Here is a 23511-nt window from a genome sequence, read left to right as displayed (position 1 = left end):
AGAGTTTTGAATCGATCGGACGCGACTGATTCATTCCGATGAAGTCCAGCATGAACTGTATACGCCGGCGTCCGCACACAGCACGCATTCTCGACGTGATATATCGGGCCGGGAGGCCGCGCGGGCTGAAGCAGACAATTCCTCCCGCACCCGCCGATCGCGAGGTGCTGGCCGCCGACCACAGCGATGTGTGGTTCATCAATGGCCAGCCGCCGACCGATGTCGCCGCGCTGATCGCCGATCTGCGCCGGGGGGCGCCGCTGCGCTTCGGCCTCTCCGCCTTCGTAATCGCCCGCGCCGACCGGGTCGGCGCGAACGATGCGCGTGCGTTTCTCGACAAGGCGTTTGGCAAGAAAGCGGCCCGCCTCGATGACGTTCGCGGCGTCCGGATAAATGACAGGGAAAGGCGGAGCCCGACGCCCACCTTGTTCCGTCACGACGGCCGGTGAAAGCGCTGACATAGCGGGATGCCCGTTCTTCGGGCTGCAGCTGTCAGGGTCGACCGATCAACGATCGTGCTTTGGCCCGGACCTGGGCCAGCTCTGAATCGGATATCCGACCTTTGAAGCTGGCTGCTCGTACCCGCCAGTCCAGGGATTTTACCTGATCTGCCAGAACGACGCCTTGTCTCTCGTCCTCAATCGGCACCTCGAACGGGTACCCCTTGCGCTTGGTCGTCAGGGGGCAATACAGCATCAGCCCAAGGCGATTATAGGAGGCGGTAGATAGCACGACGGCAGGGCGATGCCCCGCTTGCTCATGTCCTGCTTGCGGTGAGAATTGAAGCCAGACGATGTCGCCGGCTTCGGGAACATAGGCCACCACCTTAAAGTGCCTCTTTTCCGACGGGCACACAGAAATCGACTTCCTCGTGCATGTTCTCGGGCGTGATAGCGGCGATCAGCTCATCGAGATCATATTCGAGGCTCTTGATCGGCTCGATGATGATGGCGCCAGTGACGGAGCGGATATCAACCGTCTGGTCCAAGCTCAGCCCAGCCTCAGCCAGCAGTGAGGCAGGAATTCTGACCGAGGCACTGTTGCCCCATTTTTTTACAACAGCTCGCATCACGACCCTCCTGTAGCAACAATGTCGATACTGGCGGCGCGGCGGGAGAGTAGCAATAATGTCGCTCCGTTCGGGCCAGATTCCCCAAGGGAGCGGGTGCATGCATCCCGAGCGAGAGAAGTGGCGCGGCGACCAGGGTGAAACCGCGAACGCCTATGTCGTTGAAATTGCCTTGGTTTAAAAGTGCCGGAAAATGGATCGAAGCGGCGTTGCGAAGGCAGGGGGCGCCCGCCCGTACGTCAACAAAGACACCTGCGTGGAGTGTGCTCTCCGGTCGCGGTCGAATCCCGCACGCTCCCCAAAGGCCATTAATCGCCCTACACGGTGTGTCATTGGTGCTGGTTGCCATCCACTACTTGGCACGGAGCCGTCCATGGCGCTGGAGCGACGGTATTATTATGTCGCGGGCATGGACAAGCTCGGGCCGGCCGCAGAAACTCGGCGCCGGATCATGGCCGTGACGCACCGCTGGCGGGTGCTGCCATCGTCGGTGTTCGGGAGCCTGCATGACGACCGCAACCAGCCAGCAGCGATGGTACGCCGTGTTTGCCGGCAGCGGCGCGCTGGGCATGATCATGATCGACGCGACCGGCACGGCGGTGGCGCTTCCCTCCATCCAGCGCGAGCTGATGCTGAGCCACGGCGCCCAGCAATGGATCATCACCCTCTATGCGCTGACCGTGGCGGCCGCGATCGCCACCGGAGGGCGGCTCGCGGATGTCTTTGGCCGCGACCGCGTCTTCCGCGCCGGCGTGGCCCTGTTCGCGGCGGGCTCTCTGCTCAGCGGCCTCTCGCTGAACCTGCCCATGCTGCTGTGCGGCCGCGTGCTTGAGGGGCTGGGCAACATCCTGATGGCCCCGGCCGCCGCGCTGCTGGCCACCGAGGCGTTCGGCCCCGCGCAGCGCGGCCGGGCCATGGGCATCTATAGCGGCCTTGGCGGCCTTGCCCTGGTGTTCGGGCCCATCGTCTGCGGCGCCCTGGTGCAGCTTGGGGGCTGGCGCTGGGCCTTCTTCGTCAACCTGCCGCTCGCCGCCGCCACGCTCCTGATGCTGCGCGCCGCGGGACCCGCCGCAACCGGCCCGCGCGGTGGCACCTTCCGGCCGGCCCACAGCCTGCTGCTGGCGGCGGCGCTGGGGCCGATCGTCCTGGGCCTCCAGCAAAGCCATGTCTGGGGCTGGACGTCGCCGCTGACGCTCGCCCTCGTCGCCATCGGCGCGGCTCTTCTGGGGCTCTTCATCCGCGCGCAGCGCCGCGCCGCCGAGCCGCTGGTGGATATGCGGCTGTTTGCCGACCGGCAATTTGCCGCCGACAGCATCGTGCTGTTCTGCGCCCAATGCGCGCTGGTGGGCCAGTCGGCTTTCGGGGCGATCTATCTTCAGCGGATCCTGCACTTCACGCCGCTGCAATCCGGCCTGGCCATGCTGCTGTTCCTGGTGCCGCTGATGGTCTGCGCACCCGTGGGCGGCCTGCTCTATGACCGCCATGGCGCGAAGCTGCCCGTGGTCGCCGGCCTGAGCCTGGGAACGCTGGGCCTGTTGTGGGAAACGCAGGCCCTGCCACGCGCCGACTTCCTGCTGATGATGCCGGCCCTCGTCGCAACAGGCGCGGGCATGGGCCTCGCTTTGTCGCAGACCTACACGGACGGCACCGCGCGCGCGGCTGAAGACCAGCGCGGCCGTGCCTTCGGCGCGCTCGACACGGTGCGACAGATGGGAGGCGCGATCGGCATGGCGGCGATCGGCACGGTGGTCGCCGGCATGGAGCGCGCGCGCTTCCTCGACATCGCGGCCGGCGCCGCACCGGAGGGCGTGGCGCGCAGGGCGCTCGAAGGCCTCATGGAGCAGGCCGTCTATGGCCGGCCGGAGGCGGTGGAGGCGCTGGTAGCGCAATGGCCAGCGGTCGCGTCCACGCTGCGCCTCAGCGCCGCCCGCAGCATCGGCGACGGCTATTATGTCGGAACCGGCATGGTGGCGCTGGGCCTGCTCGCCGCCGTGCTGCTGATGCGCCGCAAACCCGCCGCGCCGGCCGTCGTCAAGGGGGCGCCGTGATGCGCGCCGTTCTCGCCACGCTGGGATCGTTCGGCGACCTCTATCCCATGCTCGCGATCGGGCAGGCCCTGCGCGCGCAGGGCCATGACCCGATCATCGCGGCGCCGGCGGTCTATGGTCCCCGCGTGGCGGCGCTCGGCCTGCCCTTCCATGCCCTGCGGCCGGATTTCCCGCCCGATGTGCTGATGGAGATCTTCGGCGATCCGGTGCATGGCGGGCGGCGGCTGTTCCTCGACCTCGTCTTTCCCCATGTGCGGGAAACCTATGCGGATCTGCTGGACGCCACCGACGGCGCCGATGTGCTGGTGGCGGGGGAACTCGTCCACGTGGCCCGGCTGGTCGCGGCGCGGCGCGGCCTGCCCTGGGCCAATGCCATGCTGGCACCCTCCACCATGATGTCGGCGCTTGATCCCAGCGTGCTGCCCTGGTTTCCGGCGGGCTATCACCTGCGTCATCTCGGGGCCTGGCCGCAGCGCCTGCTGTTCCGCCTCCTTCGTCGCCAGACGACCCGTTGGGCCGGGCCACTCTTGGCGCTTCAGCGTGAGGTGGGGGTCGGCACCGGCGACATCATGTTCACCGACAAGTTCTCGCCCGATCTGGTGCTGGCGCTGTTTCCGCCGGTCTTCGGCACGCCGCAGCGGGACTGGCCGGCCGCCTCCGTGCAGACTGGCTTTCCCTTCTTCGCGCAGGAGGCGAGCCCCGAGACCGACGCGCGGATCGAAGCCTTCCTCGCGGCCGGCTCCCCGCCCGTGGTCTTCACCCTCGGCACCACGGTGGTCCATCTGGCGCATGATTTCTACCAGATCGCGGCGGATACGGCCCGCACTCTCGGGCGCCGCGCCATTCTTCTGATGGGCCAGAACCCGCCGCCCGACGCGCCAGCCGATCAGGTGCTGGCGCTGGACTACGCGCCGCATTCCCGCCTGTTCCCTCATGCCACCGCCGTGGTGCAGCATGGCGGCGTCGGCGGCTGCGCGGAAGCGCTGCGGGCCGGCGTGCCGGTGCTCACCATTCCCTTCGCCTTCGACCAGCCCGACAATGCGATGCGGATGCGCCGCATCGGCGTGGGGGCGGTGCTCCCGCACACGAAGGTCAACCGGGGCAGCCTCGAACAGAGCCTGCGCGCGGTGCTGGACGATACGGGGCTCGCCGCGCGCGCCCAGTCGGTGGCGCGGGAGATCGACCCCGAGGCGGACATGGCGCGCACCGTGGCGGCGATCGAGACCCTCCATGGCAGCCTGGCGCAGCGCACACCCGCCATGCTGCCGCAACGCTGATCACCTCCGGGCGCCAGGAACCCCCATGTCCGCCAGCAAGACCACCCTCGATGAGACCGCCGCCGATAACGCCCCGCCAGTCCTGAAGACCCTTGAACTCGATCTCGCGACCGGTCCCGTGCGTGTCGGCTGGTTTCCCGGTGCCAGTCCCGAGGCGCTGCGGGAGGCTATCCGCGTCGCCGCCCACCTCCCGGCCGGGGCCCTCTTCCATGTGGAGACGGCGGACGGGATCGTGGTCGCGCTGGACGACAGCGTTCCCGATGGGACGCGGCTGACGCTGGTGACGGCCGGCGGCGATGGCGCCGTGGTGCATGGCAGCGTACCCGGCCCCAAGCCTTACCCTATCGTCGGAAACCTGCCCGAGCTGCACAATGCGGATGGTCTCGTGGGAGCGGTGGCCGATCTCCACGCCCGATATGGCGACTTCTTCGCCTTCAAGGCCCCGGGCGGCCGGGCCTATTTCTGCGCCGATGCCGATATCGTCTCGGAGATGACAGCGGCGCCCGACGTGTTCGCCAAGGTGGTGGAGGGCCGTGGCGGCCTCGGCAACCTCGCGGAAAAGAGCGTCGGCAGCGCGCTGTTCACCGCCAGTGACGATGATCCGCTGTGGCATCGCGCCCACCGCATCCTTGCCCCCGCCTTCGGCTCCACGGCGCTGAAGAACTACTATGGCCGCATCGTCGAGGTGGCGGACGACCTGCTGGCCCATCTCGACCGGCTGGGGCCCGATGAGAGCTTCCTCGCCACCGACCTGATGACCCGGATGACCTTCGAGGCCATCTCCTACGCCGCCTTCAACAAGCGGTACGATGCCATCGACTCCCCGGCGCTGCCGCCCTTCGTGGAGGCGATGAATCTGGTTCTGGTGGATGCCATGCAGGAGCCAAAGCGCCTCCTCCCGGAAGTCTTCTACCACGAGGCCCGCCGCCAGCGCGCCGCCGCCGACAAGATCATGCTGGAGGATGTGAACGCCATCATCCGCGAGCGGCGCACGCTCATGGAGAGCGGGGCCCCCGTGCCCACGGACCTGCTGCAGGTGATGCTCACCACGCCGGACCGGGTGACGGGGTTGAAGCTGCCGGACGACAATATTCGCGGCCAGCTCATCGTCCTGCTGATCGCGGGGCATGAAACCACCAGCGGCATGCTCTCCTATGCGCTGTATCATCTGTGGAAGAACCCGGAAGCGCTGGAGAAGCTGATCGCCGAGGTGGATCAGGTGCTTGGCCGGGACTTCTCCTATGTCCCGACCTATGAAGATTGCGGCCGGCTCGACTACACCCAGCGCGTGCTGAAGGAGACGCTGCGGCTGTGCCCGCCAGTGCCGATGTTCCCCCGTTATGTTACGCGCGACACGACGGTCGGCAACGGGCGCTACGAGGTGAAGGCCGGCGAGCGCATGTTCGTGTCGCTGACGACCTTGCAGACCAATCCGCGCTTCTGGGGGCCGGACGCGCATAGCTTCCGCCCCGACCGCTTCCTGCCGGGCGAGGAGGGCAAGCACCATCGCGATGCCTATCATCCCTTCGGCATGGGCGTGCGCTCCTGCATCGGCTTCCAGTTCGCCCTGCTCGAAGCGCGCATGGTGCTCGCCCGGTTCATCCAGCGATACACGGCCCGCCCGCGCGATCCGCATTACGTGCTGCGCCACAAGCAGGCGCTGACCGTGAAGCCGGACCATCTGGAGATGCTGCTGGAGCGGCGGCCCGAGGTGAAGGGCCGGTTCCCGGCGAGAGCGGACGCGCCGAAGGATCAGCCGGTTCCGGCCGGGGTGGCTGGGGCGGGGCGGCCCATGCGTGTGCTCTACGGCTCCAACATGGGCGGCTGCCGCGACATCGCCCTTGCGCTCGCGCGGGATGCCGCCGGCCGGGGCTTTGCCGCGCGCGTGGCAGAGCTGGACGAGCAGGCGGGCCAACCCTGGCTGACGGACGGGCCGGTGGTGATCGTCACCTCCACCTATAATGGCGCGCCGCCGGACAATGCCGCCGGCTTCGCCCGCTGGCTGGAGACGGCCCCGATGGACGCCTGCGCCGGGCTGCGCTTTGCGGTGCTGGGCTGCGGCAACGCCCAGTGGCGCCAGACCTTCCAGAAATTCCCACGCACCGTTGCCGATGGCCTCGCGGCGCGCGGCGGCACGCCGCTTCTGGACCCCGGCGCGGCCGACGCCGACGCCGACTTCGAGGCGGCGGTGGAAAGCTGGACAGCGGCTCTGTGGCATGCGCTCGACAGTAGCGTTGCCGGACATCCTCAGGATGGGGAGGCGGCGGCAACGCCCACGATCAAGGTGGAGGTGGTGAATTTCGCCGGCGCGGCGACGGGGGCCGCACCCCGCCGCAGCACAGCCCTTGATCAGAACGCCGTGCCGAGCAAGGTGCGCGTCAATCGGGAACTGCAGGCGCCCGGCGCCCCGGGCTCGACCCGCCATATCGAATTGCCCTTACCCTCCGGCACCACCTATGCCGCCGGCGATCATCTCGGCGTCTTTCCCTGCAATCCGCCGGCCCTTGTGGACGCAGCGGTGGCGCGCTGCGGCCTGGCGGCGGAGACAACCGTGCTTCTCTCCGCCCTGGCGCCGGAAGCGGATCAGGAGAGCGGCTTGCCCTTCGGCGTGCCGGTGCGGGTTGGCGAGCTGCTCGCGGACCACCTCGACCTTGCCGGCCCGGTGACGCGGCGCGACCTGCGCGCCTGGGCCAAAGCTGCCCGATGCCCGCCCGATCAGGCGCGGATCGCCCAGTGGCTGGACGATTTTCCGAACGTCGCCGCAGGCAAGCCGCGCGTGATGGATCTCCTCTCGCAACTGCCCTCCGTGACGCTCGATCTTGCCACGCTGCTCAGCGTGCGGCCGGCGCTGAAACCCCGCTACTACTCCATCTCGTCCTCGCCGCTGCTGTCGCCGGACAGCTGCACCCTCACCGTCGGCGGACACCGTTTCAACGGCGCGGATGGAACCGTGCATGACGGGTTGTGCAGCGCCTATCTGGCGAATTGCGCCGAGGGCACGACGCTGCGCGTGGTTGTGAAGGACACGGGTAGCGCCTTTCACCTGCCGGAGGATCCTTTGGCGCCGCTCATCCTTGTGGGCCCAGGCACCGGTATCGCGCCGCTGCGCGGCTTCATCCAGGAGCGGCACGCGCTGAGGGCGAAGGGCGCTGAGGTGGGGCCGGTCCTGCTGTTCTTCGGCTGCCGGAACGAGGGCGATTACCTCTATCGCGAGGAACTGGAGGCGTACCAGGACGAAGGCACGCTGAGCCTGCTCGCGGTCGCCTTCTCGCGCTGCGAGGACACTCCCAAAACCTATGTGCAGGATCTGCTGCGGGCCCATTCCGCCACGGTCAAGGAACTGGTCGCGCGCGGCGCCTCCATCCTGATTTGCGGCAATGCCCGCACTATGGCTCCCGATGTCCGCGCGGCCCTGACCGACATCCTCGGCGCCCCGGCCTTGCCCGAGCTGGAAACCGCACAGCGCTACCTCCAGGACGTTTGGGCCTCCAGCTGACGATGATCATAGCTGTGCGATTGGGCCAGGGCAGGCATTTCAGCGGTCTGCGTTGGGCAGTTCGAAACCCTCAGGCGCCGCAATTGCATGCCACGCCGCGAAATTCTGCGAGATCGCTACTCGATCGCCGTCGGTTGCCACATGGCACCTAACGTGGGCATCGAATGCGACTTCGGCCTGCCAGTGCGGGGCGGCAATCGACCCGAGTTGGACGTTCTCGACCTCGCTGAGGATTCCCGTTAGCGATCGTAGCGAGGAAATCGGAGGTCCTATGCTCATCGCCCTCAGCGGATTGCCCGGCACCGGCAAGACAACGATCGGGAAGGCATTGGCCGCCAAACGATCGGCTGCCTGTGTTCGTGTTGACGAGATCGAGCACGCGCTCAAGCAACATTTTGAATTTGACCAAGAGATCGGCCCCGCCGGCTATGTCGTGGCCTTTGCCATAGCGTCCTCGAACCTCAAGCTCGGCAACGTAGTTGTCGCCGACAGCGTCAATCCCGTCCCCGAAAGTCGGCAAGGCTGGCGCGATGTCGTGCGAGCCGTCGACGGAGCACGTCTTCTTGAGGTCGAGGTGATCTGCAGCGACGAAAACGAACATAGGCGTCGGGTGGAGGGGCGTGTGCCAGACATAGAGGGCTTCACGCTTCCCACGTGGTCGTCGGTGGCGTCACACGATTACATCCCGTGGACCGAGCCTCGCCTCATAGTGGATACCGCTCTTCTCAGCGCTCATGATGCCGTTTCCACGATTGAAAAGCAGCTTGAGTCAATGTCGGAGAATTGCCCTCGCTCGCCATGAGCGGACGGGCCGCAAATCACCAGACCTCCCCGTTCGAATAACGCCAAATAGCGTTGATATATCGAGTCAATTAGATCCGGGATGTATACCGTACGATATTGGAGAGCACTAGCGTAGACGTGGCGCTCATTATCGTCGGGTACGGCCCGCCAAGCCCGACGATTTCACGTCATGACGCGATATTCTGCGCCAGAGCTGCGCAAACGCCGCTGATTTCCGCACCGCGCGTCAAGCCGCCGCGGCTGCGCCCGCCCATGACAGCGGAAACGGGCCGAAATGGCGCGACACCTGTTCTCTATTGTGGCTGCAGATGCTCGGCCATGAAATCGACGAACGCCCTCAGTTTGGGCGTGATCTGGCGGCTGGCCGGCCAGAGGACATTGAACTGATCGGTCTCGGTGACCCACTCGTCCAGGATGGACACGAGACGGCCGTCAGCGATCTCGCGACGGATCGCAAAGGGCGGCAGACAGGCAATTCCCAAGCCTTCGACCGCCAAGTCGATCAGAGGATCGACCGCCGTCGCGCTCATCCGTTCGGGCAAGACAATCTTCCCCTGCCGTTCCGCGCGCGCAAACGGCCAGGGTCGGATCTTGCCGGTGCTGGGAGAGCGTTGGTGAAGACACTGGTGATGCGCCAGATCGTCGGGGGATTCCGGCAGGCCACATCGCGCCAGATAGTCGGGTGAGGCGACGATCTTCAGTTTGAACCGGCCGACATTGCGGCTCATCAACCGGCTGTCCGAGGGCTGCCCGGTGCGAATGACGGCATCGAACCCTTCCTCCACCACGTCCACCAGCCGATCGCTGAAATCCAGGTCGAGTTGCACCTCCGGCCAGGCGCACATGAACTTGGCCATCACCGGCGTCAGCAGCATGCCGACCAGCGGCAGACTGACCCGCAGCCGCCCTCTCGGCGTCCAATTGGATCGGGCAAGCTCGGCTTCCGCCGCCTCGACCTCCTCGAAGATGCGGCGGCAGCGTTCGAGGAACAGCCGCCCCTCTTCGGTCAGGGTCATGTTGCGCGTGTTGCGATGGAATAGGCGCACGTCCAGCCGTTGTTCCAGTCGGGCCACCGCCTTGCCAACCGCGGAGGCGGAAAGGCCGAGCTTGCGGCCAGCCGCCACGAAGTTGCCGGCTTCAGCCGATTGCACGAAGGCGTCGAACGCCGTGAGTTTGTCCATGCCCGGATTGTTATAGGACTATTATTCCGTAGTCACCGGCACAACGGCCCATTTTTCCGCAACAAGGCGACCGCTATCCCTTGGCTTTGCGAAACCAAGGAGACGAACATGATCCCCGCCTTCACGATCCAGCCCGCCCCGACGACTTTCATCGTCAACCTGATTCACGTTCATCCCGACAAGCAGGAGGAAGCCTTTCGGCTGATCCAGGATGTCGTCCACTATGTCGCCGAGCGGAAACCGGGATTTCAGTGGAGCAACCTCGCCAAGAGCACCGATGGGCTGACGGTCGTGAATATCGAGGCGATCTCGGACCCCGGCGACGTAGAGATCTTCTTTTCCGACCCGGTATTCCTCGAGAAGTTCCGCAAGCTCGACACTGTCTCATCGAGCGAGTTTCACACCTACACCGTTGGCGACCTGGTGCTGCCGAAGGCCTCGGCATGACGACGCGGGGCGAACGGCTGCCGGTGGCTGGGCTATGCGCACTGGCGCTCGCCGGTTTCGTCACCATCCTGACGGAGGCCCTCCCGGCCGGTCTGCTTCCACAGATCGGGGGCTCGCTCGATGTGAGCGAGGCCATGGCGGGACAATGGATCAGCATCTATGCGCTGGGATCGCTGCTCGCAGCGATCCCGCTGACGGCAGCAACGCGAAGCTGGCGCAGGCGACCGCTCCTGCTCGTCGCCATCATCGGTTTCGCTATCGCCAATCTGATTACGGCCCTGACGACGAGTTTTATCGTCGCGATGGCGGCACGTTTCGTCGGCGGTGTATCGGCCGGCCTGCTGTGGGCGTTGCTGGCCGGCTATGCTGTTCGCATGGCGCCGCCCAGCCTCGCTGGTCGGGCCATGGCCATTGCGATGGCGGGGACGCCGTTGGCGCTCTCCATCGGCATCCCGGCCGGCACATTTATCGGCAACCTCGCCGGCTGGCGATTGACCTTCGGATTGCTTAGCGTGATCGCGTTGCTGCTCGCTGGATGGATCATCGCCAAGGTGCCGGCTTTTGCCGGAGAGCCTGAAACGCAACGCCCTTCCTTGGCCCAGGTCTTTATGGTTCCGGGCGTACGCCCGGTGCTGGCGGTGACGCTCTGCTTCGTCCTGGCCCATAACATCCTCTACACCTACATCGCGCCACTTCTGGCCGGCCATCGTATGACGGGCCAAATCGACAGTGTCCTTCTGGTTTTCGGGGGGGCCGCACTTGTCAGTATCGGTCTGACGGGAGTTTTGATCGATAAATGGTTGCGACCATTGACCTTCGCCGGCATCGGCCTGTTTCTGGTAGCGATCTTGATACTTGCGGTGACGACCGGAGCACCGTTGGCTATCTGCGGGGCCGCACTTATCTGGGGGCTGGCCTTTGGCGGGTCGGCGACGCTCTTTCAGACCGCATCAGCGCGTGCTGCCGGTTCTGCGGCCGACGTGGCCCAGGCGATGATCGTGACGGCATGGAACATCGCCATTTTTGGCGGGGCAGTCATGGGCGGTGTTATTCTCGAAACCGCAGGAGCAGGCGGGTTGTCGTGGGCAGGTATCGACCTGCTTGTCGGTGCTGCCGGATCATCGCTGTGCATGGGGTGCCGCGCTGGCGCAGAACGCATGATGTGACAAAGCGCGATTCAAGGTGTGGTCCGGATTGTCGCCTTGTGCGGCGTTAGAGTGCTATAGTGGAGACATAGTGCTCATCATCGTCGGGCGCGGCCCGCCAGCCTCCGCCGTTGCACGCTGTGGTGCGACGATCTGAATGATGGCTACTCAGTCGTCACCGATTGCCGCGGGAACTTCAAAAGCAGATTTGGCTGCGATTTGGCCTCCCTGATTTAGTGGTCGCCCTCGACCACTAAATCAGGTCGGGATGTGCCCGGTCCCCCACGGCAGATTATTCAGATGAACTGCCTGCGATGATCGAGGAATTTCCGATGCTCCCGTCGAGATTGGGCCCAGACTGTCAGGGAACGCCTCCATTCGGGACATAAACACGCTTGGTGTCGTGTTCATTTTTCATATGCGACAGCATAGGTATCGCCCGTCCGTTTGATGCGTGCAAAGCCGGGTTCCCCGAGGTGCATGCCGGCGATCAGCAACTGCTCGGCGGCGACGCAGTCCAGCAGCTTCGTTCGTGTTCCGGCGGCGAGATGCGCATCCTGGTCGAACGCGATCGAAACGTCGGGCCGGGGAATCTGGATCTGCGGGAAATGAACGATATCGCCCCAGACCAGCAGGCTCTTGTCGCCTGAATCGAGCCGATATCCGGTGTGCCCAGCTGTATGTCCCGGCAGAGGCATCGCCGTGATGCCGGGCAGCACCTCGCCGTCCTCAAACTTGCGCAGTTTGTCGCGATAGCCGTCGAACGCCTGTCGCGCCAAGAGGAAGTTGCCACGGGCACGCTCGGGCGCGCGGCTGAGATTGCCGTCATCCTGCCAAAACGCGACTTCCCGATGGTGGGCGACAAGCTCGGCATTCGGGAAGACGGCTTCTCCTGCGTCCATCAATCCCCCGACATGATCGGGATGGGCGTGCGTCAGCAGGATCGCGTCAATCTCGCAAGGCTGGATGCCGGCAAGCAGCAGATTGGTTTTCAGGCGGCCGCCCCACTGCTTGAAACCACCGGCTCCGGCATCGATCAGGACGGTGTGACCGCCTCCGCGTACTAGGTAGCCGTTGATATGGATCGAGGTGTGATCCCTTATCCCCGCATCCTCCTGCATCCGGGAAGCTTCAGTTGGATCTATATTCGCGAGAAAGTCGAAACTGACGTGGAGATAGCCATCGCTGACGGCGGTGACTGTTAAGTCACCGACCTTCTGGCTGGGAATTGCAAGTTGAGACATCGGTTTGCTCCAGGCATCAGCTCAGTTTCGTGCGTGGATGCTCGACTGCGCATAGCCAAAGCAACGGATGCGCACGGTGAGGCCAGCGTTGCGCGTTATGGCGTTGTCCAACCCCTCCATGAACCGCTCCATGACCCGCGGCGTCCGAAAAGGCTCAAGGCGATATTGGATTTCCGCGAAGGCCGGGTGGCCCCGGCCGTGCCGGACAGCGACATAGACGATGTGCACATTCGCCAATGCCGCCCGGAGAATGCCCGTGCAGAGATCGGTGCATTGCTCCGTAAGTTCCGCAAGAGCGTCGTCCGGCGGCATTCTGTCTGCCGGAATGTAGATCGTGACATTTGGCATCGGGCCTACCGCTCCTTCTCGGAGGAAGCGTGATCCTCACTCTTCAACTGCGCCGTCATCGGCGCGTAGAGATGGACGTCGCCCGGCAGTTGCTCGATGTCGGGCCCGGCGCCCCGCTCGACCTTGGCGAGCCAGCGGCGTTCGGGAACCTTCTCCATGGCCACCGCCTGCATCGCCGAGGGTGTCAGGCCCAGCCGGATCAGAGGATCGGGGCCTGTGGCGCTCAACGCCAGATATTCGCCCTCTGCAATGGCCGGAGCGCGGTCGATCCCGCCATAGAGGTTCCGGTGCCAGTCGGTGATGTGCTGTTGCCAGCGCGCGAAATTGCCGCCGCCCTTCCGGCGGTATTCTTCCCCCGTCAGGATGTAGAGGCCGTCGATGGAGTGTAGGGCGAGATAGACGGGGCAGCCACGGCTCAATGCCTTGAACCGCTGCGAGGTGTGGAAGCCGCTCACCGATATGAGGGCGGGCAGCTTGTCCAAGCTGTAAAAGTCGTTCCATTCCGCTTCGCTGACTGGGTCGGCAAAGCTGCATTCAACCGTGTAGATCATCGGCCCATCCTCGACTGGTCGCTTGAGGCGACGGGCTTGGCTTTCATTGATGTTTGATCATGATATTCCGCGAAATTCGGCCATATAGCGATAAAAGGTCATCCTTCAGTGACTAAATGTCATTATGAAGGGGCCGCATTTCGGTCATTGCTGCGGAGAGGCTCGTGCGCCGCAAGATTCCCAGTCATTCCGCACTCATGGCATTCGAAGCGGCAGCTCGTCACGGCAGCTTCGCGCGGGCGGCGGACGAGCTGGCACTGACCGAAGGGGCGATCAGCCGCCAGATCGGTCGGCTGGAAGCCTTCCTCGGCGTTACGCTGTTCGAGCGGGTGGGCAATCGCGTCAGGCTCCTGCCGAACGGCGAGCGTTACGCGGTTCAGGTTCGCGAGTCCCTCGACCGGCTGGAGCGTGACAGTCAATATCTGATGGGCCAGCCCAGCGACGGCGCGAGCCTCGACATCGCCACCATCCCGACCTTTGCCACCCGCTGGCTCATTCCGCGGTTGGCGCGGTTTCGTGACATGCGCCCGAACATTATCGTGCACCTTGCCGAACGCATGGAGCCGTTTGTCCTGGCCGGAAGCGGCTTCGACGCCGCCATCCATTTCGAGCATCCCGCCTGGACGGGGATGAGAACACACCGGCTGCTGCACGAGACGCTGGTTCCGGTTTGCCATCCGGCGCTTCTCGGCAAAGGCGAAGGAGCGGTATCGCTAGATGAGCTGCCGCGCCTTCATCGACGCCAGAACCCGGATGCCTGGGAACGCTATGCGCTGGAGACCGGGATTGTGCTGACCAACCCTGCGGCTGGCGCCCGGTACGATCTTCATTCCATGCAAATCGAAGCCGCGCTTGCCGGTCTCGGCGTCGCGCTGGTGCCGCGCCTTTATATAGAAAAGGAGTTGGCGGAGGGGCGCCTGGTCGCGCCTTGGCCGGACGGTCAGTCGATCTCAAAGACCTTCTGCCTCATCCTGCCGGAGCCGATCCGACTGAGTGAGGGGCCGATACAGCTTTTTGCAAATTGGTTGCTGACGGAAGCGCGATCTTCAAGTCCAACGCCTTGAGGTCACCGCAGCCCCAGGCCCGCAGGCGGACAGATTGGAACAACAAATCCCTCCGCCCATTTCGTGAGGCCTTCGTCGCATCCGTGCGTCATAGGGCTATAGCGAACACATAGTTCTCTTCTTGGTCGCTCGCGGCCCGCCATTTCAGTCCCTGCGCGGGCACTGGCTTTGCGTTTTCCCTTGCAGCAGCACCTGATGCGGCTGGGCCTTTGGTCCGGTGAGCGATCCTGGCCGGCGGCGGGGTCAACGCGCGCGCGGCCGCCCCGCCCCCGGGCACAGGCTACTGCGCGGCGGTGGAGAGTGCCGCGCCAGTTAACGAGCCATTAACCAAGATTAACCGAATCTATCCTCCAGAGAGGGAGATTCGCACCGTGAACGCTGTCAGCCAAACCGGCCCGTCGATCCGTTTCCGTGGACGCTCGTTCACGGCGATGACCCTCGTCGCCGATGTCCCGCTCCAGGCATGGCTGGCCGACTTCGACATCTGGCTGCAGCGTTCTCCTGGATTTTTCAACGGCCGTACCGTGGTTCTCGATCTCGCCGACTCAGCGCAGACCAAAGCGGATGTAGAGCGCTGGATCGGCGAACTTGCCAAGCGGGGCATAAGGCTGATCGGCCTGGAGGGCGTGCGGCCCAGCATGGTCGATGCCAGCATGCCGCTTCTCCTGCGCGGCGGACGCGACACCAGCCTCACCATCGCCGATGTGGCGGTTCCCCCAGCGGAACCTCGCAAGCCCGTGGAACCGGTCAATATGCTGGTCGAGCGACGGGTTCGCTCCGGCCAGTCGGTCGTCTGCCTCGAAGGCGATGTGACGATCATCGGTTCGGTCGGTGCCGGGTCGGAGATCATCGCCGGCGGCTCCATCCATGTCTACGGAACCCTCGCGGGCCGCGCGATCGCCGGCGCGACTTTCGGCGCCTCGGCGCAGATTTTCTGCACCCGGCTTGAAGCCGAGCTTCTCGCCGTCGACGGCATCTATCGGACGGCAGAAGACATAGACAACGCCCTCCGGGGCAAGGCGGTACGCGTATCGACCGCAGATGAGACCCTGCAGATCACCGCGCTTTAAGGAGCGAAGCAAGACATGGCTAAGATCATCACAGTCACGTCGGGAAAGGGCGGCGTCGGAAAAACGACGACGACCGCCGCCATCGGCGCCGCCCTGGCCCGCACCGGCGATAAAGTCGTTGTCGTCGACTTCGACGTGGGACTGCGCAACCTCGACCTGATCATGGGAGCGGAGCGCCGTGTCGTCTACGATTTCGTCAACGTCATTCAGGGCGATGCGCGCCTGCCGCAAGCCCTGATCAAGGACAAGCGACTGGATTCGCTGTTCCTGCTTCCGGCCTCCCAGACGCGCGACAAGGATGCGCTGACCGAAGAGGGCGTGGATCGCGTCATCGGCCAGCTGGCGCAGCATTTCGACTGGGTGATCTGCGACAGCCCGGCAGGCATCGAGCGCGGCGCCACGCTCGCAATGCGCCATGCCGAGATCGCCATCGTGGTGACCAACCCGGAAGTGTCGTCGGTACGCGACAGCGACCGCATCGTCGGCATTCTGGACTCGAAGACGCTGAAGGCCGAGCGCGGCGAGACGGTGGACAAGCGCCTGCTGCTGACGCGCTACGACCATGCGCGCGCGGCGCGCGGCGACATGCTGAAGACCGAGGACGTGCTCGACATCCTGTCGCTGCCGCTGCTCGGCATCGTTCCGGAAAGCCCCGATGTGCTCAGGGCATCCAATATGGGCGTCCCGGTCTCGATCCATGATCCCGACAGCGCACCGGCCCGCGCCTATCGCGACGCGGCGCTTCGCCTCAAGGGCGAGAACATCGCCATGGAAGTACCGAGGCAGCGTGGCGGTCTGTTCAGCAAACTCCTGCGGAGGGCGGCATGACCTTATGGAAGCGCCTATTTCCCAGCACCAGCGCCCCCCAGGCGCGGGAACGGCTGCAAATCCTGCTCTCCCATGAGCGTCAGGTCCTGGGAGGCGGCGACCTGCTGGCGCGTCTGCGCGAGGACATTCTGGCCGTCGTCGCCAAGCACGTGCCCTGCGAGCAGGACAATGTGAAGGTCCGCCTTGAGCGGGGGACGCCGATGTCGATCCTCGAAATCGAGGTCGAGGTGCGCGGCGACGTCGGCCTCGCGGCCAGCCGGGCGGCCTGACGGCGCGCCGATCTTCCAGCGCCCCTCCCGGCGTGAGCGTCCCGAACGGGCGCAAGCACGCCGGGAGGGGCGTTGCTGTTTGCGGAAAGCCAAACAGAGGCGAGCCGGCCGCGACCGCCGGCGTTTCGCCGCCGTGCCCTTCCATTCCGGCAATCCCCGGCTCGTGCCCATCCCTGCCGAAGCCGGCGATTCCTGTCAGAACTTGTAGTTCAAACCGATCTTGAGCATGTGCAGGTCGATCTCGTTCGAGGCGCTACGTCCATCGGTAATGGTGGAACTGCCGGGGTGAGTGGTGGTCGTGTAGGTGGGGATTTCGGTCGGCAGGCAGAAGTCGCCGCCGAGAATCTCGCAGAGAAACGGGTCGGGAGGTTCGATCGTCGAGCCTGTCAGCGTGCGGGTCGTGTAGTTCTGCCCGACCCCGGCGCGCGCGTTCGAGAACGCGACGGTATTCGACGAGAGGCGGGTAAAGCTGTAGTCGGCCTTCACCGACCAGCGGTCGCTGAGGGCGAACTCCGCTCCGCCGCCAACCGTCCAGCCATTCCGATCGATTCTCACGCTCTCGATCGAGGTCATCTTGGTCGATGTCCCGTAGGAATCCGAACCCCAGGCGTTGTCCGCGGCATACTGGTCGCGGGTCGTCTTCTCCCTGGCAAAGGCCACGCCGCCGGTCGCGTATAGGAACAAGCCGTTCTCAAAGGCATAGCCGAGGCGGCCACGCAGGCTGGCCATCTGGTCGATGGCGTAATGCGTCTCGGCCTGAAGCGCACCGGTGGCGGCAAGCGACCCCTCCGTCGCCACGGCCTTCTGGGAGCCGGTGAGAGAGGTGTTGCTGAAGTCGGCTTCCATGCCGAAGACCCAACGGTTCGGCAGCTGGTAGTTGAAGCCGCCCTGAACGCCCCAGAGGAAGTTGTCCCGCAGACCCAGATTGGCGGATTCGGTCGCTGCAATGTCGTTTTGCGTGCCGTTCAGCGTCGTCGTTGTGCCATCCACATGGGCGAGCACCCCACCCGCGTGGAAGCCGGCATAAAGCCCGGTCCAATCCACGCCATTCCCGTTGCCTCGGAGCGGCGGCATGAGGGTGGGCATTGGCTGGTCGCCGCCGAAGGTGCCGGTCAGACCGGCATAGAAGGTGCGTCCAGGACCGGGCTGGTTCACCAGGCTCAGCGGATCGACATAATATTCGTCCGTCAGATTCTCGACGCGAATGCTCGCCTTGAGGTTCTCGTTGATCTTATATTCCGCGTACACGTCGACCAGGAAATAGGGATCCCAGTTGATCTGGCTGATGAACTGAGCGGCACCTTGCGCCGTCACCTGGCCGTGCCCGATGGCGCGCGGGCCGATATAGGACACCTGGCCGCCCACTGTGAGCGCATCGTCCAGGAATGTCTGCGACAAAGTGAGGTTCAGCATGTATTCCGGGGGGATCTGGTTGGTGGCGTAGTCGCCATACAACGTCTTGCTGTCGCAATTATAGGATGTGCGGCAATATTCGATGTCGAGATAGTAATTGGCGCCAAAGGCGGCGGTAAATCCCGCGTTCTCGTAGCGGGCGGAAAATTCGAGTCCTGAGAACCTGGCCCGGTCGATATTGTAGACCTGCATGCCGTACCACTCATAGCCATCTCCCTGGAAGGGACGGAACTCCCGGACCACATAGTCCTTCACGTCCCAGTTGAAATAGCTGAACTTCAGCATGGCCTGGTCATTGGCCGCGAACAGGCCATCCCTGACGTAGTTGACGCCGACTTCCCAATTGCTGGAGCGTTCTGGCTTCAGGTCAGGATTGGGAATGATGGTGAAGGCCGATCCCGCCTCGAACAGGCTCGGAAAACGCAGGGCGTTCGAGTAGTTCACATAGAACTGCGCACCGTCGACCGGTTCGACCGTCACTCCGACAGACGGGCTGAACCCGCCTTCGTCGCGCTCCGGCTCCGGGTTCACATAGGCGCTGTTGGAGTTGGTGGAGCGGTCATCCGACCAGTAATGCGAATAGCGCAGGCCGGCATTGAGCGTCAGCCAGTCGAGCGGCTGGTAGGCGACCTTGCTGAAGATCGCCGCCTCTTCGCGCTGGGCATCGCGCAAGTTGAGCCACCCGTCGAGGGCCTGCGAATAGCCGCTCGGGCGCGTATCCTCGCTGAGGTAGGAAACGCCGGTGATCAGGTCCAGCGATCCATATTGGTCAAGGGCGAACGCGGACGTGTTCGCCGCGTCCGCGCCCCACATCACCGTGTCGGACCCGGTGCGGTAGCCGGCCGGCAGCCCAAGCGATTCCGGCGTGGGTATCGTCGAGCCCCGGCGGGGGTTGCGCAGTTCGAGCCGCGTCGTCCAGAGGTTGGACTTGAGGTTGATGAGGTCGTTTTCCTCCGGGTCCCAGCGATAGCGCAGCGTGCCGGTGTCGACCGAGGTGCCGGCCGTCTGTTGCTGCTGAACGGGCTGGCCGCGTTCGCCGGTGAAACGGGAGGCGAGCAGGTCGCCGGCCTCGGCGCGATAGCCGGTATAGCCCGCCTGCAGGCTGTGTCCGTCACCGAACCGCACCGTCGACTTGGCGATCCATGTTTCGGTTTCGAGCTGCGTGTTCAGCACTTCCTCGCCCGGCCGGTAGTTGGTGAGGCCAGTGTTCTCGACATAATCGGGCCACGTCTCGCACCAGGAGCCCGAGCACAGTTCGCGCGGCCCGGTATTGACCGGCTTTGCCCCTGAACCGTGCGTGCCGGCGAAATAGTTCCCCTGATTGCGATAGGCATAGGCGGCAAACAGATCGTAATTCTCCTCCTTCACGCCGGCGGCGAAACTGGCGGAGCCGCTACGCGGGTCGAACAGGCCGGGCCGGTCCATGCCTTGATCGGAGGGCACGGCGACCGGAGGAGAACCGGGGCTTCGCGGCCAGAGATAGCCGCCCTTCGCGCCGGCCTCGGGCTCGGCCGAGTTGGTGCCGAACTCGCCCTTAACACGCACGCCCCAGGTCTCGCCCGGCTTCACGATATCGCCCGCATCGAGGGTGCGCATCGTCACGGTACCGGCGATGCCGCGCGAGGAGGCGTCGGATCCCTTGGTGATCTCGATGCCGGCCAGAAGATCGGGGTCGACATAGGTCCGGTTCGAGACGCCCTGATAGCCCTGATAGACCGTCACCCCGTTCTCGGCGCCGTCAATCGTGGTCGCGACACGCCCGAAACCCTGCATGCCGCGAATGTTGACGTCGATGGCGCCGGCACCGTTGCGCGCCTCGCCCGACATCACGCCCGGGGTGCCGCGGAAGATATCGGCCGGGCTGCTGCCGCGAAACCGCTCGATGGTTTCCTGCGAGATATAGGCAACGGGGGCTGGCGTCTCGAAGGGCCTTTCGACGGGATTGCCGGCGGTGGAGACCGTGACGACATCGAGCGCGATGACATCGTCAGGGACCGGCTCGACACCGACGCCCTGGCCGGGGCTGCTGATCGTCACGGTCGACCCACTGATGTTGTAGGTGAGTTCGGTTCCCTGCAGCAGGGCGTCAAGCGCCTGGTGCGGCGCGTAAAGGCCTGCCACTCCCGACGTGCGCCGGCCGCTCAGGACCTCCGACGAGGCAAGGAACCTCGTGCCGGAGGCGCGCGCCCAGGCGGTCAGGGCCGCGCCGAGACTTCCCGCCGGTATGTTGTAGGAGACCTGCTGCTGCGCCAGCACGGGCGGGGCATAACCCGCTGTTGCCAGCGCCGTCGAGCCGAGAAGGAGCGCAAGCCGCGCCCTTGCGAGAATGCCCCAGTCGCCGCGCCGCATCGTGGTTCCCCTTGCCTTGCCCGTTGCCCCCTCGCGGGGCCTCAACGGGGAAGACGCGGGCCGCGCGGAACCTGACAGTGGAAAGCAAAAGATCGTAACTTTTCTAATTCTCGATGGAATGCTCAGTCAGTCCTCGGGCGGATCAAGGTGAGATAGGGAAGCCGCAAGACACGAACCGGAAGCGTCTGTTCGAGTGCGCTGAAAAAATCATCGACATCTCGGGTCGAGAACATCCCGGTGACAGGAAGCTGCTTCAGTCGTTCGTCCGTGAAGAAGATCGCGCCCCGTCTGTAGCGTCCCATCTCTGCGGTGACGGCGCCGAGCGGCCGACCGTCGAACAGGATTTCGCCCCGGCGCCACGCCGTCACGTTCTCGATATCGACGATATGCGAGGGCCCCAGCCCGGTCGCGGGGTCGTAGTCGACGCCGTGCCCTTGGGTGACATCGACCGGTTCCGCTGGTTTCAGCGACACGCGAACGGCGTGCTCGGTGACGCTGACCGCCGTCTGCGGGCCGTCCCGGCGTATGTTGAAGGCCGTGCCGAGCGCCTGAACCTCTCCCTCCCCGGCTTCGACGATGAAGGGGCGGGCGGCATCGGCGGCCACGGTGACGAATATCTGGCCGTCGAGCAGGCGGATACGGCGTTGCGGGCCGGTGAAATCGACATCGAAACGTGTCTGCGAATCCATCACCACCGACGAGCCATCCTCAAGGGCCACGGTGCGGATTTCGCCCAGTTCCGTGGCCTGGTCCGCGAACCAGCCGGGGAACGACCCGACGGCAAGGACCCCCGCGCCGGCGAAGACCAGGCAGACGGCAAGCGCGCCAGCGGCCCGTCGCACCGCTCGGCGCGGAGGCTTCAAGGCCGGACCGAGACGGCTCCACACATGTTCGGCCCGCGCGGCGGCTTCGGCATGGCTGGAATGAGCCATCTTCCAGTCATGGTAGTCCTGCCAGTCCTGCGCCGTCTCGCCACCTGAATGCAGCTGAACCAGCCAGGAAAGCGCGCGCTCCGTCAGCGGGTCGTTCTTGAGGGGCGCTTGTGTCCGACGCGTCATAGGTCGCCATCCATGCCAATCAAGACGTGCGAGGGTTTCGGCATGACAGTGCGGCGGGGGCTTTTCTAAAAGCCGGCTTCGCCGAGCCGCGCGATGCAATGGCCCAGCGCCCGCGAAATGTATTTGTTGACCATGCTCGGCGAGACACCGAGCCGGAGGGCGATCTGCGCATGGGTGAGACGCTCGACCCGGTTGAGAATCAGCGCGGTTCGCGCCTTGGCGGGCAGTTCGTCGAGTGCCGCGCGCAGTGCCCGATACTCCTGGCGCGCCGAGAGGTGCCGTTCGGCGGACGGCTCGCCGTCGGCGAGCTCATGCGGCGATACCGCATCAAGGGCGAGCATCTGCCCCCGCCGACGCTGGCGACGCCCGAGGTCGAGAATGAGGTTGCTGGCAATCCGCCAGAGGAAGAAGCGGGGCGTCTCGGCCACCGTGTCCGCCCGCTGCACATGCGCGATGTACCGGACGAACGCATCCTGCACGAGATCGGACGCCGCTTCCCTATCGTGCAGCTTGCGATAGGCGAACGTCGCCAGCTCCCGGTGATACTCCCGGAACAGGCCATCCAGATCATCCGACGAGGTCGAGGCAGATCCCATGCCCCGCCTTAGCGCGGAGTCAAAAGTAATGCAAATTCAATAGTTTATATGATTTCTAGACTTGCGGATGGGACCCCACTGCCCGGCGGTAGCCCAAACGTGCGCGTTCGGCGGATTCCATCTTCTGCGATTGTCAGGTGCTGCCCCTTCTGTCTCATCCGCGCTCCAGAATGGCTGCAATCATCAGGAATCCTCCACTCTGGCACACGCGATGCCGCCTGGGACGGGGCATCCACTCCATCACGTCTCGCCGGGAATCAACGAAATGGCGTCAAGAAGCCGAGCCCGCTTTGCCCGGACGGAGGGGAGCGCTCTTGTCGCGCAGGTCGTCGCGCAGCTCATCCCAGGCCTCGAAGCGGGCACGGGAGCTCTCCCATTCATCCTCGCTGATCTTCACCACCAGCGCCTCGATCAAGGCGAGTGAGCCGACCAGCGTGTCCCACGCCGTGCCGACGGCTATCGGTAGTGCGAAAATGCGCTGGGCGAGTTGCGAGATTGGCGACAGCCACTGGTCGGTCACCAGCACGATCTGTGGCCGCGCGGTGCGGGAGGCGGTCTCAGCGAAGCGCAGCAGGCTGGGCTGGTAGCGACGGAAATCCAACAGCACGACCACATCGCGCTTGGTCATCGTCTGGATATAGTCGGGCCACATCTCAGGGTCGGCGGGAATGTGGTGCACGCCCTTTCTTACCAGCCGCAGGTTGGTGGTGAGGAAGCGGGCAAGGGAATCGCTCACGCGCCCACCCATCACATAGACCGAGCGTTTCGGGTCGGCGATCAGTTCGCACACCGCTTCGAAGACATCCTCCGGTATGTCCGCCGCCGTCTGCTCCAGCCGGCTGCTGACCCGCTCGAAATAGGCCGGTAGGAAGCCCCGCCGGGCGCTCATGTCCTGCGTCGCCCGCAAATCGATCGGCGAGCGCGCGCCTTCCTTCAGCTCATCGATCAGCCGACGCTGGAACTCCTGATAGCCGGCACAGCCCAGCTTGGCGACAAAGCGCGTGATCGAGGGTGCGCTGACCTTGGCGCGCTCCGCCAGCTCCTGAATCGAGGCGAGGCCGCCGAACGGATAATCCGCCAGGATCACCGTCGCGATCTTGCGCTCCGCCGCGGTCATTTCCTCGGAAATCGACAGTATCTGCGCTTTGATCGTCATGGTCGCGGTGCACCGTTCGGCAGGCCTGACGGGACTCGCTCCCGCAGGCTTGCGGCTCCAGAGAATGAAAGTGTTCGATCACAGTCAACAAAAATCTT

Annotated in this window: 21 protein-coding genes; 11 read left to right on the top strand and 10 right to left on the bottom strand. The window is 64.8% G+C overall.

Translation table 11 applies throughout. The annotated features are described in order from the left end of the window. Nucleotides 1-38 precede the first annotated feature (38 nt). Nucleotides 39-449: a hypothetical protein gene (locus A3M1_RS27250; protein WP_371258795.1), complete on the top strand. Its 411-nt coding sequence runs from the start codon at nucleotides 39-41 to the stop codon at nucleotides 447-449. Between the two features lie 43 nt (nucleotides 450-492). Here A3M1_RS27250 and mazF read toward each other — a convergent pair whose 3' ends face one another. Together mazF and A3M1_RS0124215 are read right to left on the bottom strand one after the other, a co-directional pair. Further along, nucleotides 493-825 carry an endoribonuclease MazF gene (gene mazF / locus A3M1_RS26255; RefSeq protein ID WP_081621876.1) on the bottom strand — a complete coding sequence of 111 codons (333 nt, stop codon included), beginning with the start codon at nucleotides 823-825 and terminating at the stop codon, nucleotides 493-495. 1 nt (nucleotide 826) lies between these two features. Then, a complete protein-coding gene (locus A3M1_RS0124215) occupies nucleotides 827-1069 on the bottom strand; it encodes an AbrB/MazE/SpoVT family DNA-binding domain-containing protein (protein WP_026221499.1) in 243 nt (80 codons plus the stop codon). A gap of 506 nt (nucleotides 1070-1575) precedes the next feature. Between A3M1_RS0124215 and A3M1_RS0124205 the strand changes: the two genes are divergently transcribed. The 4 genes from A3M1_RS0124205 to A3M1_RS0124190 all read left to right on the top strand — a co-directional run bounded on the left by A3M1_RS0124205 (nucleotide 1576) and on the right by A3M1_RS0124190 (nucleotide 8692). Beyond that, nucleotides 1576-3117, top strand: coding sequence for an MFS transporter (locus A3M1_RS0124205; RefSeq protein ID WP_018391578.1), 1542 nt, complete (start codon nucleotides 1576-1578; stop codon nucleotides 3115-3117). Continuing rightward, nucleotides 3117-4394, top strand: a complete 1278-nt coding sequence (locus A3M1_RS25410) for a glycosyltransferase (RefSeq protein WP_018391577.1) — start codon at nucleotides 3117-3119, stop codon at nucleotides 4392-4394. The genes A3M1_RS0124205 and A3M1_RS25410 overlap by 1 nt, the downstream gene beginning before the upstream one ends. A gap of 25 nt (nucleotides 4395-4419) precedes the next feature. Further along, the gene (locus tag A3M1_RS25405; protein WP_018391576.1) at nucleotides 4420-7890 is read left to right on the top strand and encodes a cytochrome P450; all 3471 of its coding nucleotides are present in this window, start codon (nucleotides 4420-4422) and stop codon (nucleotides 7888-7890) included. A gap of 271 nt (nucleotides 7891-8161) precedes the next feature. After that, nucleotides 8162-8692, top strand: coding sequence for an AAA family ATPase (locus A3M1_RS0124190; RefSeq protein WP_018391575.1), 531 nt, complete (start codon nucleotides 8162-8164; stop codon nucleotides 8690-8692). Between the two features lie 295 nt (nucleotides 8693-8987). On the opposite strand, the gene A3M1_RS0124185 is transcribed toward A3M1_RS0124190, so the two are convergent. Continuing rightward, the gene (locus tag A3M1_RS0124185; protein WP_018391574.1) at nucleotides 8988-9875 is read right to left on the bottom strand and encodes a LysR family transcriptional regulator; all 888 of its coding nucleotides are present in this window, start codon (nucleotides 9873-9875) and stop codon (nucleotides 8988-8990) included. A 108-nt stretch (nucleotides 9876-9983) separates the two neighbouring features. Here A3M1_RS0124185 and A3M1_RS0124180 point away from each other — a divergent pair, with 108 nt between their 5' ends. Together A3M1_RS0124180 and A3M1_RS0124175 are read left to right on the top strand one after the other, a co-directional pair. After that, nucleotides 9984-10322 carry a hypothetical protein gene (locus A3M1_RS0124180; protein ID WP_018391573.1) on the top strand — a complete coding sequence of 113 codons (339 nt, stop codon included), beginning with the start codon at nucleotides 9984-9986 and terminating at the stop codon, nucleotides 10320-10322. After that, nucleotides 10319-11488, top strand: coding sequence for an MFS transporter (locus A3M1_RS0124175; RefSeq protein WP_018391572.1), 1170 nt, complete (start codon nucleotides 10319-10321; stop codon nucleotides 11486-11488). Before A3M1_RS0124180 ends, A3M1_RS0124175 begins: the two co-directional genes overlap by 4 nt. Before the next feature lie 386 nt (nucleotides 11489-11874). On the opposite strand, the gene A3M1_RS0124170 is transcribed toward A3M1_RS0124175, so the two are convergent. The 3 genes from A3M1_RS0124170 to A3M1_RS0124160 are packed head-to-tail and all read right to left on the bottom strand — an operon-like array spanning nucleotide 11875 to nucleotide 13610. Next, a complete protein-coding gene (locus tag A3M1_RS0124170; RefSeq protein WP_026221498.1) occupies nucleotides 11875-12711 on the bottom strand; it encodes an MBL fold metallo-hydrolase in 837 nt (278 codons plus the stop codon). A gap of 21 nt (nucleotides 12712-12732) precedes the next feature. Beyond that, nucleotides 12733-13059: a hypothetical protein gene (locus tag A3M1_RS0124165; RefSeq protein ID WP_018391570.1), complete on the bottom strand. Its 327-nt coding sequence runs from the start codon at nucleotides 13057-13059 to the stop codon at nucleotides 12733-12735. A 5-nt stretch (nucleotides 13060-13064) separates the two neighbouring features. Further along, a complete protein-coding gene (locus tag A3M1_RS0124160; protein ID WP_018391569.1) occupies nucleotides 13065-13610 on the bottom strand; it encodes a hypothetical protein in 546 nt (181 codons plus the stop codon). A 164-nt stretch (nucleotides 13611-13774) separates the two neighbouring features. On the opposite strand from A3M1_RS0124160, the gene A3M1_RS0124155 reads away from it, so the two are divergent. The 4 genes from A3M1_RS0124155 to minE all read left to right on the top strand — a co-directional run bounded on the left by A3M1_RS0124155 (nucleotide 13775) and on the right by minE (nucleotide 16841). Then, nucleotides 13775-14674 (top strand): LysR substrate-binding domain-containing protein, encoded by a 900-nt coding sequence (locus A3M1_RS0124155; RefSeq protein ID WP_018391568.1) that lies wholly within the window; start codon nucleotides 13775-13777, stop codon nucleotides 14672-14674. Between the two features lie 371 nt (nucleotides 14675-15045). Continuing rightward, nucleotides 15046-15744 (top strand): septum site-determining protein MinC, encoded by a 699-nt coding sequence (gene minC / locus A3M1_RS0124150; RefSeq protein WP_018391567.1) that lies wholly within the window; start codon nucleotides 15046-15048, stop codon nucleotides 15742-15744. A 15-nt stretch (nucleotides 15745-15759) separates the two neighbouring features. Further along, nucleotides 15760-16572 (top strand): septum site-determining protein MinD, encoded by an 813-nt coding sequence (minD, locus tag A3M1_RS0124145; RefSeq protein ID WP_018391566.1) that lies wholly within the window; start codon nucleotides 15760-15762, stop codon nucleotides 16570-16572. Then, nucleotides 16569-16841 carry a cell division topological specificity factor MinE gene (gene minE, locus A3M1_RS25400; protein WP_018391565.1) on the top strand — a complete coding sequence of 91 codons (273 nt, stop codon included), beginning with the start codon at nucleotides 16569-16571 and terminating at the stop codon, nucleotides 16839-16841. Before minD ends, minE begins: the two co-directional genes overlap by 4 nt. Nucleotides 16842-17036: 195 nt before the next feature. Here the strand turns inward: minE and A3M1_RS0124135 are convergent, their stop codons facing one another. The 4 genes from A3M1_RS0124135 to A3M1_RS25390 form a co-directional block, all read right to left on the bottom strand. Beyond that, nucleotides 17037-20603 (bottom strand): TonB-dependent receptor domain-containing protein, encoded by a 3567-nt coding sequence (locus A3M1_RS0124135; RefSeq protein ID WP_018391564.1) that lies wholly within the window; start codon nucleotides 20601-20603, stop codon nucleotides 17037-17039. A 122-nt stretch (nucleotides 20604-20725) separates the two neighbouring features. Then, nucleotides 20726-21760, bottom strand: coding sequence for a FecR family protein (locus A3M1_RS25395; protein WP_157626334.1), 1035 nt, complete (start codon nucleotides 21758-21760; stop codon nucleotides 20726-20728). Beyond that, a complete protein-coding gene (locus A3M1_RS0124125) occupies nucleotides 21727-22257 on the bottom strand; it encodes an RNA polymerase sigma factor (RefSeq protein ID WP_018391562.1) in 531 nt (176 codons plus the stop codon). The genes A3M1_RS25395 and A3M1_RS0124125 overlap by 34 nt, the downstream gene beginning before the upstream one ends. Before the next feature lie 271 nt (nucleotides 22258-22528). Beyond that, nucleotides 22529-23413 (bottom strand): MurR/RpiR family transcriptional regulator, encoded by an 885-nt coding sequence (locus A3M1_RS25390; protein ID WP_018391561.1) that lies wholly within the window; start codon nucleotides 23411-23413, stop codon nucleotides 22529-22531. Nucleotides 23414-23511: the final 98 nt, after the last annotated feature.

Source organism: Ancylobacter sp. FA202 (genome assembly GCF_000380205.1).
Lineage (GTDB): Bacteria > Pseudomonadota > Alphaproteobacteria > Rhizobiales > Xanthobacteraceae > Ancylobacter.
This window is presented reverse-complemented; position numbering and strand designations above follow the sequence as displayed.